Consider the following 15,916-nt stretch of genomic DNA (forward strand, 5'->3'; position numbering starts at 1 on the left):
TCGCCTGGCATCACGCCCCCGGCCAGGACGGGAGGCACATTCGATCGCGACTCCCCTTACGTGCCCCATCTGCACCCCAGCGGGCACGACGCGTGGCCCTCTACGGGAATAGTCGATCGGCACACGGGATGGCCGGATAGGCTGCGGCAATAAACGAGAGGGGCTGGAACATGCCACACCAGACGAACATTCGATATCACGTCAGGGGCGCAAGACTCGGCCGCCCCGCCCTCGAGAGAATGTTAGCCATCGCCACAGCAGAGATGAACGAAGCCGCCGTCGAAATCAGAGCAAGTGTCGACGACGCAGAGTTCGGAGGTCACAGTCTCGATGAAGTGACACGAAACATCTCCCAACCACCCGCCGAGAAAAATCCGGACGATTGCAGCGATATAGACTTTCGCATTTCTGACGAAACTTCAGAAATTAAAATTTCCATCAGCCCGACCCATGCATCCGTGTACATCAGCAGCCCCGTCCCAAGCTGGGCACACGGTCACGCCACCCAAATTCTGACGGTTCTTGAGGCGGCAGGGGGATGCCGTTTCACCACCGTGACTTCAGACGAAACGTGGAAGCAGGTCACTCGCAGCGCCAAGATTTCGCTACTGGTACTCGGCACCTGGCTCTCATCCGCAATCATCACTGATAGAAGGTTTCAATTCAGTGACCTGCAAACCACCGTCATCGCTGCGGTTGTTGTGTACATCACCACATACGTGAAAACAATACTGTCCGAAATCCGGTCGCCGAAATTGAGTCTCACATCTGACATCAAGACGCATTCCTGGTGGGAAGATTCCTCCCTCGCGAACAAGATAGCAATGGGATCGCTGATCGCGGCACTGCTGTCTGCCGTGGCGGCATTTGCCGCACTGAAAGGCTGAGGTAGCGGGCCCGGCGATTGGCGCTGCGCGGCCAACCTCGTCCTGGTCTCACCCTCTTTCAAGACGCCAGTGGCATGCAACACCCTCATCAGAGGGCGGGAGGATGGTTGCCGTAACAACGCAACCGGGCTCCTCCTGAGTCGCCACATCCGCCAGCATCGTTGGCAGAAGCTCAACATGCTGATCCTGCGACGCCAGGTCCGTCCCTTCTGCTCAGGGCTGTTCACGGACGACAAGGTCGCCCTCGGGGCTCCGGCTGTGACCGGAGGTTTCTCTCCGGTCACAAAGGCCAGGTGGTGAGCGTCCCGGGACCCCGGATCCCGGCCTGCTCACGTCGGGAGCACAGGGGGCTCGTTGACCGGCATGGCCCTGGGCCGCTGTTGAACTCGCTGAAGCCGCGACCTCAAATCCATTGAACGAAACGGTACGTCTCGTCTAGCTTGTGGGCATGACGAAACCGGACTGTCGGGGGCGGGCGCATATCGCCATGTTCTCCATTGCTGCGCATGGGCATGTGAATCCGAGTCTTGAAGTGATGCGGGAGCTTGTGGCGCGTGGGCATCGCGTCACGTATGCGATCCCGGAGGTGTTTGCGGAGAAGGTGGCCGAGACCGGTGTGGAGCCGGTGCCGTACCGGACGACGTTGCCGTCGCCCGAGGACGACCCGTCGGCGTGGGGGACCACGCTCCTCGACAACGTCGAGCCCTTCCTGGACGACGCGATCCAGGTGTTGCCGCAGCTCATCGAGGCTTATGAAGGGGATGAGCCGGATCTGGTGCTGCACGACATCACCGCGTACCCGGCGCGGGTCCTCGCTCACCGCTGGGGTGTGCCGGCGATCTCCCTCTCGCCGAACCTCGTCGCGTGGGAGGGGTACGAGGAGGAGGTCGCCGAGCCGATGTGGGCGGAGGCCAAGGCGAGCGAGCGCGGCAGGGCGTACTACGAGAAGTTCACCGACTGGCTTGCCGGGAACGGGATCACTCAGCATCCCGACCCGTTCCTCGGGCGCCCCGCCCGTTCGATCGTGCTCATCCCGAGGGCGCTGCAGCCGAACGCCGACCGGGTCGACGAGACGGTGCACTCCTTCGTCGGCGCCTGCCAGGGCGACCGGGCCGCGCAGGGCGACTGGGAGCGGCCCGCGGGCGCCGAGCGGGTGCTGCTGGTCTCGCTCGGCTCGTCGTTCACCAAGCAGCCCGGGTTCTACCGCGAGTGCCTCAAGGCGTTCGGCGACCTGCCGGGCTGGCATGTCGTGCTCCAGGTGGGCAAGCATGTCACCGCCGACGACCTCGGGGAGATCCCAGGGAATGTGGAAGTGCGCGACTGGGTACCGCAGTTGGCGGTTCTGAAGAAGGCGGATGCGTTCATCACGCACGCCGGTGCGGGTGGCAGTCAGGAGGGGCTGGCCACGGCCACGCCGATGGTGGCCGTCCCGCAGGCCGCCGACCAGTTCGGCAACGCGGACGTGCTCCAGGGGCTCGGTGTCGCCCGGCACGTTCCGATGGAGGAGGCGGACGCGGCCGCTCTCCGCGCGGCGGTGCTCGCGCTCGTCGACGACCCGGAGGTGCGGCGCCGTCTCGCGGCCATCCAGCGGGAGATGGCCGCGGAGGGCGGCACCCGGCGCGCGGCCGATCTGATCGAGGCGGAGCTGCCCGGTGAGGGGGAACCGCCCGCTCGGTGAGGCCCCCGGCCCCTTGTTCGGTGAGGCCCCCGGCCCATTTGTTCGGTGATGCCCCGGCCCATTGTCTGGAGAGACTCGCCGAGGAAGGCGGCGTTGTCGGCGTCCTGTCCGGTATATCGCATACGTTTCCCGTGGTGCTGTTCCTCGGTCGATGGTGTTCTTTCCCGGTCGGCGCCGGTTCGGTTTCGGTTTCCTCCCGGGGGGCGCATTGGCCGCCCGGGGCGCTGCGTGGGTACCGGCGGATTCCCTGTCCGGAATTCCTCCGACGGACCGGCGCGGCATGACGACGGAGTGCGCATGAGTCGAGCCGGCATGGTCCGCCGCGGTGTTCGTGGTGTGCGGAGGGCGGTTCTCGGGTGGGCCGGGGTGCTGGTCGTGCCGGCCGTGGCCGTTGCGGCGTGTAGTGGACCGCCGAGGAGTGAGGTGCGGTCGGCCAGGGCGACGCCGGATGATTCGACGGCTTTCGGGCGGCTGGTCGATATCGGGCACGGGCGCACGATGTATCTGGAGTGTCAGGGCAGCGGGTCTCCGACGGTTGTTCTGGTGCCGGGGCTGATCGCGGCGGCGGATACCTGGAGTGCTGTGACCGGTCCCGGCGGCAGGATGAAGGCGAGCAGTTCTGCCGTATATCCCGGGGTGGGACGGTTCACCAGGGTCTGTTCCTACGACCGGCCGGGAACGGCGCGGGAGGGCGGGGAACTCACCACGTCGTCGAAGGTCGCGCAGCCCACGACGGCACGCGGTGACGCCGCGGATCTGCACACGTTGCTGAAAGCGGCGAAGGTGCCCGGCCCCTATGTGCTCGCGGGGTGGTCGGCGGGCGGGCCCATCGCCCGGATCTACGCCGGTGAGTATCCGCATGCCGTGGCGGGGCTCGTTCTCGTGGACGCGGAGTCGGAATTCCTGCAATCGCGGCTCACGCCGGAGCAGTTCGCCGTTTTCCTGGCGACGATCCGTAACGACGACAAGAAGCGCATCGCCCAGTGGAAGGACGTCGAGCGGCAGAATCCGGCGGTTGTCTTCGAGCAGGTGCGTGCCGCTCCGCCGGTGCCGAGGGTTCCGGTGGTGGTGCTGACCGGGGACGAATTCGACGCCGACGCGTTCCGGGCCCGGCTGCCGGCCGGCGCGCCGAAGGATTTCCCGCAGGTCTTCTGGCGGGCGCAACTCGCCTCGCAGCGGGACATGGCGCGGCAGTTCCCCGGTGCGCGGCACCTCACCAGGACGCGGAGTGATCACAACATCCACAACAATCAGCCGCAGTTGGTGATCGATGCGGTGCGTGGGGTGGTCGACGAGGCCCGTCGGCGGGCGGCGGGCACGCCTTCGTCTTCGCCCTAACCCACGGAACGGGGGCAGGTTTCCTGCGGAACGGGGCGCGCTTCCCGCGGAACGGGGCGGGCCTCCCCGCGGAACGGGGGCAGGATTCCCGCAGCCGCACCGGCGCCTAGAGTCGCTTGTCATGGACTGGGTGGAGCGGGTGGGGAATCTTCGGCAGTGGGCGCAGAACGGGGTGCGGGCGCCGCACAAGCCGCTGCTGATGCTCTACGCGTTGGGGTCGTTCCAGCGGGATCCGCTCGGGTCGATGCGCTACTCGGAGATCGAGCACGAGCTGAGCGAGCTGCTGGAGGACTACGGTCCGACGCGCCGGACGTCGCCCTCGTACCCGTTCCACCATCTCGTCAGCGACGGGGTGTGGGAGGTGCGTACCGACAGCGGGGCGGGCAGTCCGGGCACGGGGGTCCGGGTGCTGCGGGAGAGCGGGGCGCGGGGGCAGTTGGCCGGCGGGCTGCGGGCCGCGCTCTCGCACGATCCGGAGCTGCTCGGGCAGTTGGCGCAGATGCTGCTGGACCGGCACTTCCCGCCGTCGGTCCACCCTGACCTCACGGCTGCCGTCGGGCTCGACCTGGAGACCGTGGACGGCGCGAGGGGCGCGGCCGGGCCGGCGTCGCGCCGGCGGCGGGCCGCCGAGCTGCGCAGGGACGTGCTGGTCGCGTACGAGTACCGGTGCGCCTTCTGCGGCTTCGACGGGGCGATCGGCCGGGTGCCGGTCGGGCTGGAGGCGGCCCATGTGCGGTGGTGGGCCTTCCAGGGGCCGGACGATCTCGCCAACTGCCTGTGCCTGTGCTCCCTGCACCACAAGCTGTTCGACCGGGGGGTGCTGGGCCTGGACCCCGGCCGGCGGATCACGGTGTCCCGGGAGTTCGTCGGCCGGAGTCCGGCGGCCCGGCGGCAGGTGCTCGACCTCACCGGCCGGGAGCTGACCGGGCCGCAGCACGGCAGTGCGCGGGTCGCCCCGGCGCACATCACCTGGCACACGGCGCAGGTGTTCCGTGGCGAGCCCCGGATGGCGGAGGGGCGTGCCGCACCCGTACAGCGGAGCGGCACGCCCTGACCGAGCGCGTGGGAGCGCGCGGCGGCTACCGGGGGGATCCCGGCCCGGGGTGGGAGCCGAAGGCCGTGAGGAAGCGGTCGCGGAAGGAGTCCATCCGCCAGACCGGGGCCTGATGGCCGGGGTTGAGGCCGGGGGCCCAGTGCCAGTCGGAGATGCGCTTGAGGACGTCGGGGTCGTGGGCGACGATCGCGACCGGGACGTCCCTGCTGGCGTGGTCGCCGGAGACCTTGGCGACGGGCTGGTGGTCGCCGAGGAAGACGAGCACGGTGTTCTTGTTGCCGTACTTCTCGACGTACGAGATGAGGCTCTTCAGGGAGTACTGGATGGACTTGCCGTACTCGGTGCGCACCTGGTCCGTCTGCTGCCACACGTCCACGGGGTTCTTGCCGGCCTTCTCGATGGAGCGGTAGACGGAGCCGTCGCCGACCTTGTTCCAGGGGAGGGGCTTGGGGAGGGGCGCCCAGGGGTTGTGGCTGGAGGTCAGGATGATCTCCGACATCAGCGGCTTGTCGTGCGGCCTGCCGTGCTCCAGGCGCTCGAAGGCGGCGAGGCTGTACTGGTCGGGCATGGTCGACCAGCTGAACTTGGGGCCCTTGTAGCCGAGTTCCCTGGAGTCGTAGACGTGGTCGAGGCCGTAGTACGTGGCCTCCGGCCAGCCCTTGGTGACGCCGGGCATGATGCCGACGGTGCGCCAGGCGCCGGTGCGCTTGAAGGCGCCGGTGAGGGTCAGGTGGTCGCCCGCGGTCACGGTGCGGTAGCGCTGCTGGTTGTCGATCCACAGGCCGGACAGGAAAGTGGAGTGGCCCAGCCAGCTGCTGCCGCCGTACGTCGCCGAGGTGAGCCAGCCGCTGCGGGACGCGTAGCCGGCCTTGCGCAGCTGCTCGGTGCCCTTCGCCAGCACCGCGTCGACGCCCGGTGCCATCAGCCGGTCCTGGACCGCGCTGCGGCCGTAGCTCTCGATGAAGGTGAAGATGACGTCCTTGCCGCGCAGTCCGGTCAGCAGCCGGTTTCCCGGGGTGTGGTGGTAGGGGTCGCTCGCGGCTTCCTTGGCGAACGCCCGCTCGTCCTTCAGGGTCGCGCTCACGCCGTCCATCCGGGCCTGGACGAGGTCGGAGGTGCTGCGGGAGGCGAGCGGCGCGCCGGCGATCTGCAGGCCGAGGGCCGAGGCGAGGACCCAGGCGGTGCCGAGGACGAGGGTGGTGCCGGCCGCCCGCGCGGCGTGGCGGGCCATGAGGTTGCTGAGCCGGACGAGCGCCAGGGCGGGGAGGACCAGCAGGGCGACGACGAGGAGGGCGGCCGCGATCTCGACGCCTATGGTGCCCGCACGGCCTATGGAGTCCTGGAGGAAGGACGCGCCGTCGCCGAGCAGGACCCAGTCGAAGACGACGTTGAAGCCCCGGCCGAGCACCTCGTTGAAGCCGATGTCGAGGAGGTCCAGGGCGGTCAGGACGCCGAGCGCCACTCCGCCGAGCACCGCGGCCACCCGTCGCGCCGTGGGCGGCAGGAGGAGCAGCAGGGCGGCGCCGGCTATCCCCTCCACCGGGATACGGACGAACTCGGCGGCCGTGAGGCGTTGGGCGTCGTTCGGCAGGAGGAGGGTGACGAGGACGAGCGCGCCGGCCAGGACGGTGGTGGTCCAGGCCGCCGCCCGCGCCGCGACGGGGTGGCGGTCGCGCCAGCCGGTGGACGGGGCGTCGGGGGCGTCGGGGGCGGGGGGATGCGCTTCAGCGTCGGCGGGGGCATGGGGCTGCTCGTCGGCTGGGGCGTCGGTGGGGGCGTCGGTGAGATCGTCGCCGGGCGGGAGGCCGGCCGTGGGCCCGTCTGCGGGCCCGGCCGTGGGCACGGCGGTGGCGTCCGTGGGCCCGGCCGGGAGGTCCTCCGCGGGACCGTCCGGTGGCAGGCTCTCGATCTCGGGTGCCTGCTGCTGGGGCAGCTGGTGAGGGCGCGTGAAGTGCGACAACCCGAAGGTCCTTCCGTGCGAGGCCCGGTGGTGGCGCGGCGGACCGGACTCGGGAGGTCGGCGCCGTCGATATCTGTACGGCCGACTTGTGGCTTGCGTTCAACGGAAAGCTCGTGTTTCGCGAAACGCTCGTCTGCCACGGCGAGTAGTCCGTGCACTGGGGCGGACCGGCCCCCCGACCGGCCCGCCCCGCCTCGCCCCTCCCTCTCCCCCGCGTGGGTCTCAGACGGCGGCCGGCTGTTCCGTGCCCGCCGGCGCTGCGGCCGCACGGCGGATGCGGCGGCGCTTGGTCACCAGGACCGCGGTGCGGGTGAGGACCATGGCAAGGGACATGAAGACAAAGGCATTTGCATAGACGTCGGGTCCGCTGAGTTCGTTTTCGATGCTGAAGCGGATCAGCCCTTGGGTGAACCAGTGCTCGGCACCGTAGGCGAAAAGGACGCGGGCGGAGGAGAGGACGATCCAGACGAGGGCGTATCCCCATCCGCCGAGGGTGTAGATCTGGCCGTCGGGGCCGCGGTGGGCGGGCAGCAGTACGCCGGCGATCAGGCCGCAGATGACGCCCACGCCGAGGCCGATGAGCTGGAACGAGGGCGCGTTTCCCGAGGTCGGGAAGGAGTGCACAAAGATCGCGATGATGATGGCGACCGCGATCACGGAACGCAGCATGCGCATGTTGGTGAGGCGGCGACGGCCCAGATCGGTCGCCAGGATGATGGTGAGGATGGTGGCACTGGCGATGAGTGCAGTGGCGAACTGACTCAGGTGGTCCATGGAATTCGGGGCCTTTCTGCGGTGCTGGGAATTCTTTTTCCGGGGCTTTTTGCGATGCCGCGAGGTGTTCGTCAACGACGTTATGGCGCGGGGGTGTTGCCGCGGGACGACCGACCGGTGGATCCGGCTGTCCACCGGTCGGTGGACAGCGCGGCGCCGGTGGGGAGGGAGGGTGATAGGACTGGGCGCGGCGGCACCGGCTTCTCGGTGCCGCCGCCATGTCCGGGCAGGGGACGTGGCGGTGTCCGGAGGGGCAGGGAGATGTCCGGAGGGACGCAGTGATCCAGGGGGACGTGGTGACATCCAGGGGGACGTGGTGACATCCGGGGGCACTCGGTGACGGCTGGAGCGCGGCGTGGGTCCGAGGGCCGGCGGACATCCGAGGCGCGGGTGCGGTGGTTCGGGCTGTGGGACAGCTACTTCGTGGTGTGTTATCTGGTCACCACGGGGCTGGTGTTCACCTCCGAGGTCCCGCAGGGCGGCCGGGTGACCGCCATCGGCGCGCTGACGCTGGTCGTGCCCTGGTACGCGGGGATCGGGCGGCCGTTGATGTTGCGTCATGGGAGCGGCCGGCGGAACGTCGTGTTCCCCGTCGGCCTCTTCGTGCTGTTCGGCGTCGCCACGGCCGTCGATCTGATGAGCTCGTTCGCACTGTTCGCCCTGGTTCCGATGGTGATGATGAGCCTGGCGACCAGGCCCGCCGTGGTGGTCGGCGTCCTCGGCAACCTCGTTCCCGTGACGATGCTGTGGTTGCGCGGCGGCGCCGAAGGGCCGGCCGTGCTGTTCGTGCTGCTGGCGTCGCTGCTCGGGATCGCCCTGTCCGTGCTGCTCGGGCTGTGGATCAAGCGGGTGGTACGGCAGAACAGGGAGCACGCCGAACTGATCGAGGAGCTGCGGCAGAACCGCGAACAGGTGGCCCGGCTGTCGCACCAGGCCGGAATCTCCGCCGAGCGCGAGCGGCTCGCGCGGGAGATCCATGACACCCTCGCGCAGAGCCTGACCAGCATCATCAGCCTGGTGCAGGCCGCGGATTCGGAGGTGGAGGACGCCCCCGCCCTCGCTCGTCAGCACCTCGCACTGGTCGGGCGGGCGGCCAAGGACAGCCTGGCCGAGGCGCGCGCCTTCGTGGCCGACCGGACGCCCGCCTCCTTGCAGGAGAGTTCGTTGGCGCAGGCACTGCGGCGGCAGGCGGACGGGCTGACCGCACGGACGGGGCTGCTGGTGCGGTTCGCCGTCGAGGGGGAGGAACGGCCGCTGCCGATGGCGGTCAACGTCGTCCTGCTGCGCGCCGCGCAGGAGGCGGGGGCGAATGTGCACAAGCATGCCGGGGCCCGTGCGGTGGACCTGGTGCTCCGGTACGGCGCGGGGCAGGTCGGGCTCCGGGTCGCCGACGACGGCAGGGGGTTCGACGCGTCGGCGTCAGTGGCGGCATCTGCGTCAGCGGCGGCGTCCGCGGCCGGGGAGGACGAGCGGCGCGGTGCGGCGGGGCACGGCCAGGGGGACGGCGGGGGCTTCGGGCTGCGGGGCATGGCGGCGCGGGTGGCGGAGATCGGCGGGGTGATCAGCGTGCTGAGCGAGCCGGGGGCGGGCACCACCGTCGAGGTGAAGGTGCCCTTGGCGGAGACGGCCGAGGCGGCGGAGTCGGTGGAGGCGGCGGATGACGAGCGTTGAGGAGACAGGCGTGGTGCGGGTGCTGCTCGCCGACGATCATCCCGTGGTGCGCGAGGGGTTGTGCGCGATGCTGGAATCCGATCCGGGCATCGACGTCGTGGGGCAGGCGGGCTCCGGCGAGGAGGCCGTGACGCTGGCGGCCCGGCTGACGCCGGACGTCGTACTGCTCGATCTGAGGATGGGCGGGATGGACGGCGTCGCCGCCACGGGGCACGTCCTGCGGCAGTCGCCGGGCAGCAGGGTGGTCATCGTCACCACCTACGAGGACGACGCCGACATTCTGCGCGCCGTGGAGGCGGGCGCGGCGGGGTACCTCCTGAAGGGCAGTTCCCGGGCCGAGCTGATCGGCGCCGTGTACGGGGCGGCGCGCGGCGCGACCGTGCTGACCCCGTCGCTGGCGCCCAAGCTGTTCCGGGCACGGGCGGTGGAGCAGCCGCTGCTGTCCGCCCGGGAATGCGAGGTGCTGCGGCTGGTCGGTCAGGGGCTGACCAATGCCGGGATCGGCCGGGAGCTGTTCATCGGCGAGGCCACCGTGAAGACCCATCTCCTGCGCGCGTTCAAGAAGCTGGACGTATCGGACCGTACGGCGGCCGTGATGGCGGCACTGGAGCGCGGGCTGCTGTCGTAGCCGCCGCGCCCGCCCGTTTCCCCCGCGCCCGCCCCGGGGTCACCCGCGCCGCGGCGTCACTCCTCCCCCAGCCTCGCCCGGTCCGCCGCCGCCCGGCCCTGGTGCCAGCCCTCCGCGTCGCGGACGCCGCGCAGGCGGACCGGGGCGGTGTCGGGGAAGAGGGCGCCGGTGGTCTCCTCCACGGCGAGGGCGCGGGCGGCGAGGACCGGGAGGAGGTCGGGGGCCGCCTCGGCGGACTCGGCGGTGGCGGCGGCCGTGGCGGCCTCGGTGGCCGCGCCGAGCCGGTCGCGGATGCGGTCGGCGTAGGCGACGAGGAAGGTCTGGCGGAAGTCCTTGGTGCGGCGGGAGCGGCCCCGGGGGACGGGGGTGCCGCCGTGCTCCTTGAGCGCTCGGTGGTGGTCGTCACCGGCGCGGTGCATCGCGGCCGTGGCCTGGAGCAGCAGCGAGGTGTAGAGCATTTCGGCCGCCTCCAGGTCGGGGGCGAAGCCGACGAGGGTGGAGAAGCCGACGTCGGCGGCCCAGACGGCCTGGCAGCGGTTGGCGGCCGCCACCGCGTCGAGCAGCAGCGCCTTGGCCTGCTCGTACGGTCCCTCGATGCCGATACGGACCGCGGACGGGCCGCCGCCCTGCCCGCCCGGCGCGGTGTGCGCGCGGTCCAGCAGCGCCTCGTCGATGCTGTGCCGGGCCATCAGCTCCTGCGCCTTGGCGGACAGCGCCTCCGCCTCCTCGGCGTAGTCGGTCGCCTCGGCCTTGGCGAGCAGCCCGCGGATACGGCCGAGGGCGCGTGCCGCGGCGGCGCCGGCCGGGCCGCTCCTGGTCCGGTCGGGCTCCGGCGGGGACGGGAGCGGGGTGATCCGGGGCAGCCGGGCGAGTGCGCGCAGCGCCGCCAGCACGCCGTACGCGGTCTCGAAGCGGGAGGCACGGCGGCGCTCGGCCAGTGCGTCGAGGTAGCCGGTGTCGGAGGGCCACCAGACGTCGGCGCCGAGGGTCCGCAGCTGGTCGGCCCAGCGGGTGTCGCGGGCGTGCCGGTCGGCCGGTGGCCGGGCCGCTTCGGCCGCGACGGCGTCGACGACCACGGCCACCAGGGACGCGTCGGACACCTCGCGCCGGACGATCCGTTCCAGGTCGGCGGGCTGCCAGCCGCCCGCCCAGCACTGCCGCACCGCGGCCGCGGCGGCCGCGACCACCGCCGCGCTCACCGCCTCCCAGCCGGCCTCGGCCGCCGCCAGCATCGAGGCGCCCGCCTCGATGGCGTCCTCGGCCCGCGCCCCGTCCGGCGCGTAGCGGACGCTGCCGAGCACCTGCCCGACCAGCTCACTCGCCGACGGCGACGCTCCGCCGCGGCCCGCGCCGCCCCGCCCGTCGCCGCCGCCCCGCCCGTCGCCGCCGCCCCGCCCGTCGCCGCCGCCGCGGCCCGCGCTTCCCCGGCCGTCGCCGCCGCGTCCGCCGCCTTCGCGGCCCTTGCCTCCGCGGCCCGTGTTTCCGCGCTTCGCCCGCTCACTCACCCGCTCACTGTACGGAGGGCGCCCCTGGACACGGCGGGCTCCCCGGGCCCGATACGGGGAGCAACGACGACGACGCCCGGTGGCCCCCGATTCGGGGCCACCGGGCGTCGGTCACGTCCTGAGGCGAGCGGTCACCCAGCCTGCGCCGGGCTCTCGGCTCTCGGCAGAACGGCGCACAGTCCTCCGTGCGCCGTACCGCCGTCAGCTGCCGCGTGGTGTCACTGCACCGCGCTGCCGGCCACCCACTGCGACCAGCTCATGTTCCAGCCGTTCAGGCCGTTGTCCGGCTTGACGGTCTGGTCGGGGGAATTGACGACCTCGACCACATCGCCGATCTGCGAGTTGTCGAAGAACCAGGCGGCCGGCGTGTTCGGGTCCTTGGCGCCCTTGACGTCCTCCAGACCGATGCAGCCGTGGCTGGTGTTGGCCGCGCCGAAGACACCCTTGCCCCAGTAGTTGCCGTGGATGAAGGTGCCGGAGTCCGACAGGCGCTGGGCGTGCGGGACATCGGGGATGTCGTACTCGCCCTTGCCGTCCTTCTTCTTGAAGCCGACCGTCGAGCCGTCCATACGGGTCTGCTTGAACCGCTCGGAGATGACCATCGCACCGTTGTAGGTCGCGTGGTCGTCACTGCCCGCCGACACCGGGATGGTGTTGACCAGCTGGCCGTCGCGCTCCACGAACATCATGTGCTGCTGGGTGTCGACGGTGCTGACCTGCGAGTGACCGACGTTGAAGCTGACGGTCTTGTTCTGGATGCCCTTGACGCCCGGCGACGCCTCGACGCCGTCCAGGCCGAGCTTCATGGTGACCTTGGAATGGGCCTTCCAGTACTCCTGGGGCCGGAAGTCCAGCCGCTTGTCGCCGAACCAGTGGCCGACGACCCGCTGGTTGCTGCTCGACGACACCTGGATCGCCGACTCGACGGCCGCCTTGTCCTTGACCGGCTTGTCGAAGTTGATCGACACCGGCATGCCGACGCCGACGGTCGAGCCGTTCTCGGGCGTGAAGTTCCCGACGAAGCTGTTCTCGGGGGAGACGGTGGTGAAGCTGGAGTTCTCCACCGCCGCGCGTCCCCTGGAGTCCTCCGCACGCGCGGTGACCTTGTACTTCGTCCCGCGGTCCAGCGGCTTGTCCGGCCGCCAGGAGGTGCCGTCGGCGGACAGGGTCCCCTCGACCTGCTTCTTGGACTCGGCCGCGGTCATGGTGACCCCGGTGAGCTTTCCGCGGCTGACCGTGACCGAGGAGTCACTGTTGAGGCCCGCGCCGCTCGCGCCGTCCTCCGGCAAGATCTTGATCTTGGCCTGGGACACATCCTTCGCGGCCGCCTCGTCCACCTGCTGGGTGTTCTCGTGCCGGGTGCCGTCGCCACCGCCATCGCCATGGTCAGCTGCTGTGCTGCCATTACACGCCGCAAGTGTGAGTACGCCGCCGAGCAGCGTTGCGCTGGCTATAAGCCCCTTCCGGCGCTTGCTGTCCGTTATCACACGCATCTCCATTGCTACCGATTTCGCAGACTTCCCCGAGCGAGCTGCCAACTGAACGCAGGCATATCTGGACGCAGGCATTCCGGCCGACGCCATATGAACGCCTTTTCCGTTTCGCCCGTTCCATGCGTCGAGGAAGTGTGGGGAAGGCCACTTATCCCGCTACGTCGGTTAGGAGGTGCTCACACCCTGTTCATCCCTTTCGCCGGGACCGGGATCTTATCGGCGGCATCGGCGGCTCCCGCCCGCCGCGCCACCGTCACGTAACGGACCCCCCTACAGCGCGTAGCCGTACGGGGGTCCTGGTCGTCGGTGCGGGGTGTCGGTTCCGGTCAGCCCACCCCGTCCGCGTCGTCCGCGAGGTCCCACTCCGCCGCGTTCCACTCGGCGTCCGGGTCGTAGTCGGTCAGCTCCTCACTGCTCCACGAGGCCTGGGCGAGTTCGGTGCCCGGCACCGAGGTGACCAGGTCGAACGGGTCGATCAGGTGGGCCAGCGCCTCCGCCGGGTCCTCCTTGACCGTCTCCACGGACTGTCTGCGCTCCTCGTCCGGCAGCGACGGGTCGCCGCCGATGCGATCGAGGGCGGCGCCGGTCAGCTGCCCGGCGTCGGTGACCTCCATGATCAATTCGACATGAAGGCGCACAAAACGTGATGTCTCACCATTGCTCATAGCACGGAGGTTAGGCATGGACGGGTCCTGACTTCCCCGCGACCCGCGGCGGTCACTAACATCTGAGGTCAACGGCCAATTCGCCGAACCCACAAGGGGGATCGCTTTCGTGACCGCACGACGACCACTGCTGACCGCCGCGGCCGCGGGATCGGTACTGTTCGCCCTGTGGTTCGTCCCCTCCGCGAACGCGAGTGCGGGGGCTGACGGAGTGACAGATTCCGGCCTGCGGGCGGCATCCGCCGCGGCCGGTCCCGGTCTGGCCGACCGGGTGAACGGCGGGGCGCAGGAGACCGGCAGCGGTTCCACGACGACCGCCCCGCAACACCGCGCCACGGGCCCCGGCTCCGGCTCCGGCACGGCCACCGGCACCGAGAGCCGCTCCGCCGTCGCCCGGCCGCACCTCCTCGCCGACACCGGCAGCCCGGACACCACGCCGTACGTGATCGGCGGCGTCGCCTGTCTCGCGCTCGGCGCCGGGCTGGTCAGCTACTCCGTCGGCCGCACCCGCGACGGCCTCCTCTGAACCCACGCGGCGGCACGGGGAACCCGGAGGGCGGGGAACCCAGGAGCCCGGAGCGCGAGGGCGGGGGAAGCGCCGGCGGGGAAGCCCACGGCCCGGCAGGACGGGACGGGCCGTCGCCCCGCCCCTGCCGTGGCGCCCCGGGCCGGCGCGCTACGCCAGCTCGCCCGTGACCGACTCCACCGCCGCCACCAGCTTTCCGGCCCGTACGAACGCGTACGCGCCCTCCAGGTCCGGCGCCAGGAAGCGGTCCCCGCCCGGTCCCTGGACGCCGGCCGCGCGGACCGCGTCCAGGACGGCGCGGGTGGCGGGCGCCGGCGTGAGGCCCTCGCGCATCTCGATGGCGCGGGTCGCGGCGTAGAGCTCGACGGCGATGATCCGGGTCAGGTTGTCGACCGCGGTGCGCAGCTTGCGCGCCGCCGACCAGCCCATCGAGACATGGTCCTCCTGCATCGCGGAGGACGGGATGGAGTCCACCGAGGCGGGTGCGGCGAGCCGCTTCAGCTCGCTGACCAGGGCGGCCTGGGTGTACTGGGCGATCATCAGCCCGGAGTCGACGCCCGGGTCGCCGGCCAGGAAGGCGGGCAGCCCGTGCGAGCGGTTCTTGTCCAGGAGGCGGTCGGTGCGGCGCTCGGCGATCGAGCCGAGGTCGGCCGCGGCGATGGCCAGGAAGTCCAGGACGTAGGCGACCGGGGCGCCGTGGAAGTTGCCGTTCGACTCGACCCGGCCGTCCGGGAGGACCACGGGGTTGTCGACGGCCGCGGCGAGCTCGCGCTCGGCGACCAGGCGGGCGTGGTCGAGGGTGTCCCGGCCGGCGCCGGCGACCTGCGGGGCGCAGCGGATGGAGTAGGCGTCCTGGACGCGCGGGGCGTCGTCCTGGTGGTGGCCGGTGAAACCGGAACCCGCCAGCACCTTGGCCATGTTGGCCGCGGCGGCGGCCTGCCCGGGGTGCGGGCGGATGGCGTGCAGCTCGGGCGCGAGGACCTTGTCCGTGCCGAGCAGCGCCTCCAGGGAGAGGGCGGCGGTGATGTCCGCGGAGGTGAACAGCCGGGCGAGGTCGGCGCAGGCCATCACGAGCATGCCGAGCATGCCGTCGGTGCCGTTGAGGAGGGCCAGGCCCTCCTTCTCGCGCAGTTCGACGGGCTCGATGCCGTGCGCCGCCAGCAGCTCGCCGGCCGGCCGTACGACGCCGTCGGGGCCCTCCGCGTCCCCCTCGCCCATCAGCGCCAGCGCGCAGTGCGAGAGCGGCGCCAGGTCGCCGGAGCAGCCGAGCGAGCCGTATTCGTGCACGACGGGCGTGATGCCGGCGTTGAGTATGGCGGCCATCGTCTCGACGACGAGGGGGCGGACGCCGGTGTGCCCGGAGGCGAGCGTCTTCAGCCGCAGGAACATCAGCGCGCGGACCACCTCGCGCTCGACCCGCGGCCCCATGCCGGCCGCGTGCGAGCGCACGATGTTGCGCTGGAGCTGCACGCGGAGTTCGGGGCTGATGTGGCGGACGGCCAGGGCCCCGAAGCCGGTGGAGACGCCGTAGACGGGGTCGGGCTTGGCGGCGAGTTCGTCGATGAAGGCGCGGGAGGTGGCGACGGCCGCGAGGGCCTCCTCGGACAGCTCGATCCGGGCCGCTCCGCGGGCCACCGCGATGACGTCCTGTGCGGTCGTGCCGGACGTCCCCAGCACCACAGTGTGCATATCCATATTCAGGAACCCTAGAGACTGAATCGCCGGATGTCACCACCG

The 15,916-nt window shown here is 71.0% G+C and carries 13 protein-coding genes; 7 read left to right on the top strand and 6 right to left on the bottom strand.

The annotated features are described in order from the left end of the window. The first annotated feature begins 239 nt into the window (after positions 1-239). From K7396_RS13615 to K7396_RS13630, 4 genes are all read left to right on the top strand, one after another. Entirely contained in the window at positions 240-887 is a 648-nt protein-coding gene (locus tag K7396_RS13615; RefSeq protein WP_143589208.1) for a hypothetical protein, read from the top strand. Positions 888-1,335: 448 nt separating this feature from the next. Next, a complete protein-coding gene (mgt, locus tag K7396_RS13620; protein ID WP_107421230.1) occupies positions 1,336-2,565 on the top strand; it encodes a macrolide-inactivating glycosyltransferase in 1,230 nt (409 codons plus the stop codon). Between the two features lie 423 nt (positions 2,566-2,988). Next, on the top strand, positions 2,989-3,903 hold the full coding sequence (locus K7396_RS13625; RefSeq protein ID WP_086720398.1) for an alpha/beta fold hydrolase: 915 nt from the start codon (positions 2,989-2,991) through the stop codon (positions 3,901-3,903). A gap of 121 nt (positions 3,904-4,024) precedes the next feature. Beyond that, a complete protein-coding gene (locus K7396_RS13630; RefSeq protein WP_152104673.1) occupies positions 4,025-4,957 on the top strand; it encodes a phosphorothioated DNA-binding restriction endonuclease in 933 nt (310 codons plus the stop codon). Positions 4,958-4,982: 25 nt separating this feature from the next. Here K7396_RS13630 and K7396_RS13635 read toward each other — a convergent pair whose 3' ends face one another. Beyond that, the gene (locus K7396_RS13635; RefSeq protein WP_152104674.1) at positions 4,983-6,917 is read right to left on the bottom strand and encodes an alkaline phosphatase family protein; all 1,935 of its coding nucleotides are present in this window, start codon (positions 6,915-6,917) and stop codon (positions 4,983-4,985) included. A gap of 222 nt (positions 6,918-7,139) precedes the next feature. After that, positions 7,140-7,691, bottom strand: coding sequence for a hypothetical protein (locus K7396_RS13640; RefSeq protein ID WP_152104675.1), 552 nt, complete (start codon positions 7,689-7,691; stop codon positions 7,140-7,142). Between the two features lie 336 nt (positions 7,692-8,027). Between K7396_RS13640 and K7396_RS13645 the strand changes: the two genes are divergently transcribed. Continuing rightward, a complete protein-coding gene (locus K7396_RS13645) occupies positions 8,028-9,362 on the top strand; it encodes a sensor histidine kinase (RefSeq protein WP_223659928.1) in 1,335 nt (444 codons plus the stop codon). Then, the gene (locus K7396_RS13650) at positions 9,349-9,990 is read left to right on the top strand and encodes a response regulator (protein ID WP_086721857.1); all 642 of its coding nucleotides are present in this window, start codon (positions 9,349-9,351) and stop codon (positions 9,988-9,990) included. The genes K7396_RS13645 and K7396_RS13650 overlap by 14 nt, the downstream gene beginning before the upstream one ends. Positions 9,991-10,046: 56 nt before the next feature. Here K7396_RS13650 and K7396_RS13655 read toward each other — a convergent pair whose 3' ends face one another. From K7396_RS13655 to K7396_RS13665, 3 genes are all read right to left on the bottom strand, one after another. Then, positions 10,047-11,291: a DUF2786 domain-containing protein gene (locus K7396_RS13655; RefSeq protein ID WP_152104748.1), complete on the bottom strand. Its 1,245-nt coding sequence runs from the start codon at positions 11,289-11,291 to the stop codon at positions 10,047-10,049. 422 nt (positions 11,292-11,713) lie between these two features. Further along, positions 11,714-12,994 carry a L,D-transpeptidase gene (locus K7396_RS13660; RefSeq protein ID WP_086719229.1) on the bottom strand — a complete coding sequence of 427 codons (1,281 nt, stop codon included), beginning with the start codon at positions 12,992-12,994 and terminating at the stop codon, positions 11,714-11,716. A gap of 320 nt (positions 12,995-13,314) precedes the next feature. After that, the gene (locus tag K7396_RS13665; RefSeq protein ID WP_223659931.1) at positions 13,315-13,653 is read right to left on the bottom strand and encodes a hypothetical protein; all 339 of its coding nucleotides are present in this window, start codon (positions 13,651-13,653) and stop codon (positions 13,315-13,317) included. 109 nt (positions 13,654-13,762) lie between these two features. On the opposite strand from K7396_RS13665, the gene K7396_RS13670 reads away from it, so the two are divergent. Beyond that, on the top strand, positions 13,763-14,179 hold the full coding sequence (locus K7396_RS13670) for a hypothetical protein (RefSeq protein ID WP_086719231.1): 417 nt from the start codon (positions 13,763-13,765) through the stop codon (positions 14,177-14,179). A 150-nt stretch (positions 14,180-14,329) separates the two neighbouring features. On the opposite strand, the gene hutH is transcribed toward K7396_RS13670, so the two are convergent. Then, a complete protein-coding gene (gene hutH / locus K7396_RS13675) occupies positions 14,330-15,874 on the bottom strand; it encodes a histidine ammonia-lyase (RefSeq protein WP_086719232.1) in 1,545 nt (514 codons plus the stop codon). Positions 15,875-15,916: the final 42 nt, after the last annotated feature.

The sequence above is a fragment of the Streptomyces angustmyceticus genome (genome assembly GCF_019933235.1).
Classification (GTDB): Bacteria; Actinomycetota; Actinomycetes; order Streptomycetales; family Streptomycetaceae; genus Streptomyces; species Streptomyces angustmyceticus.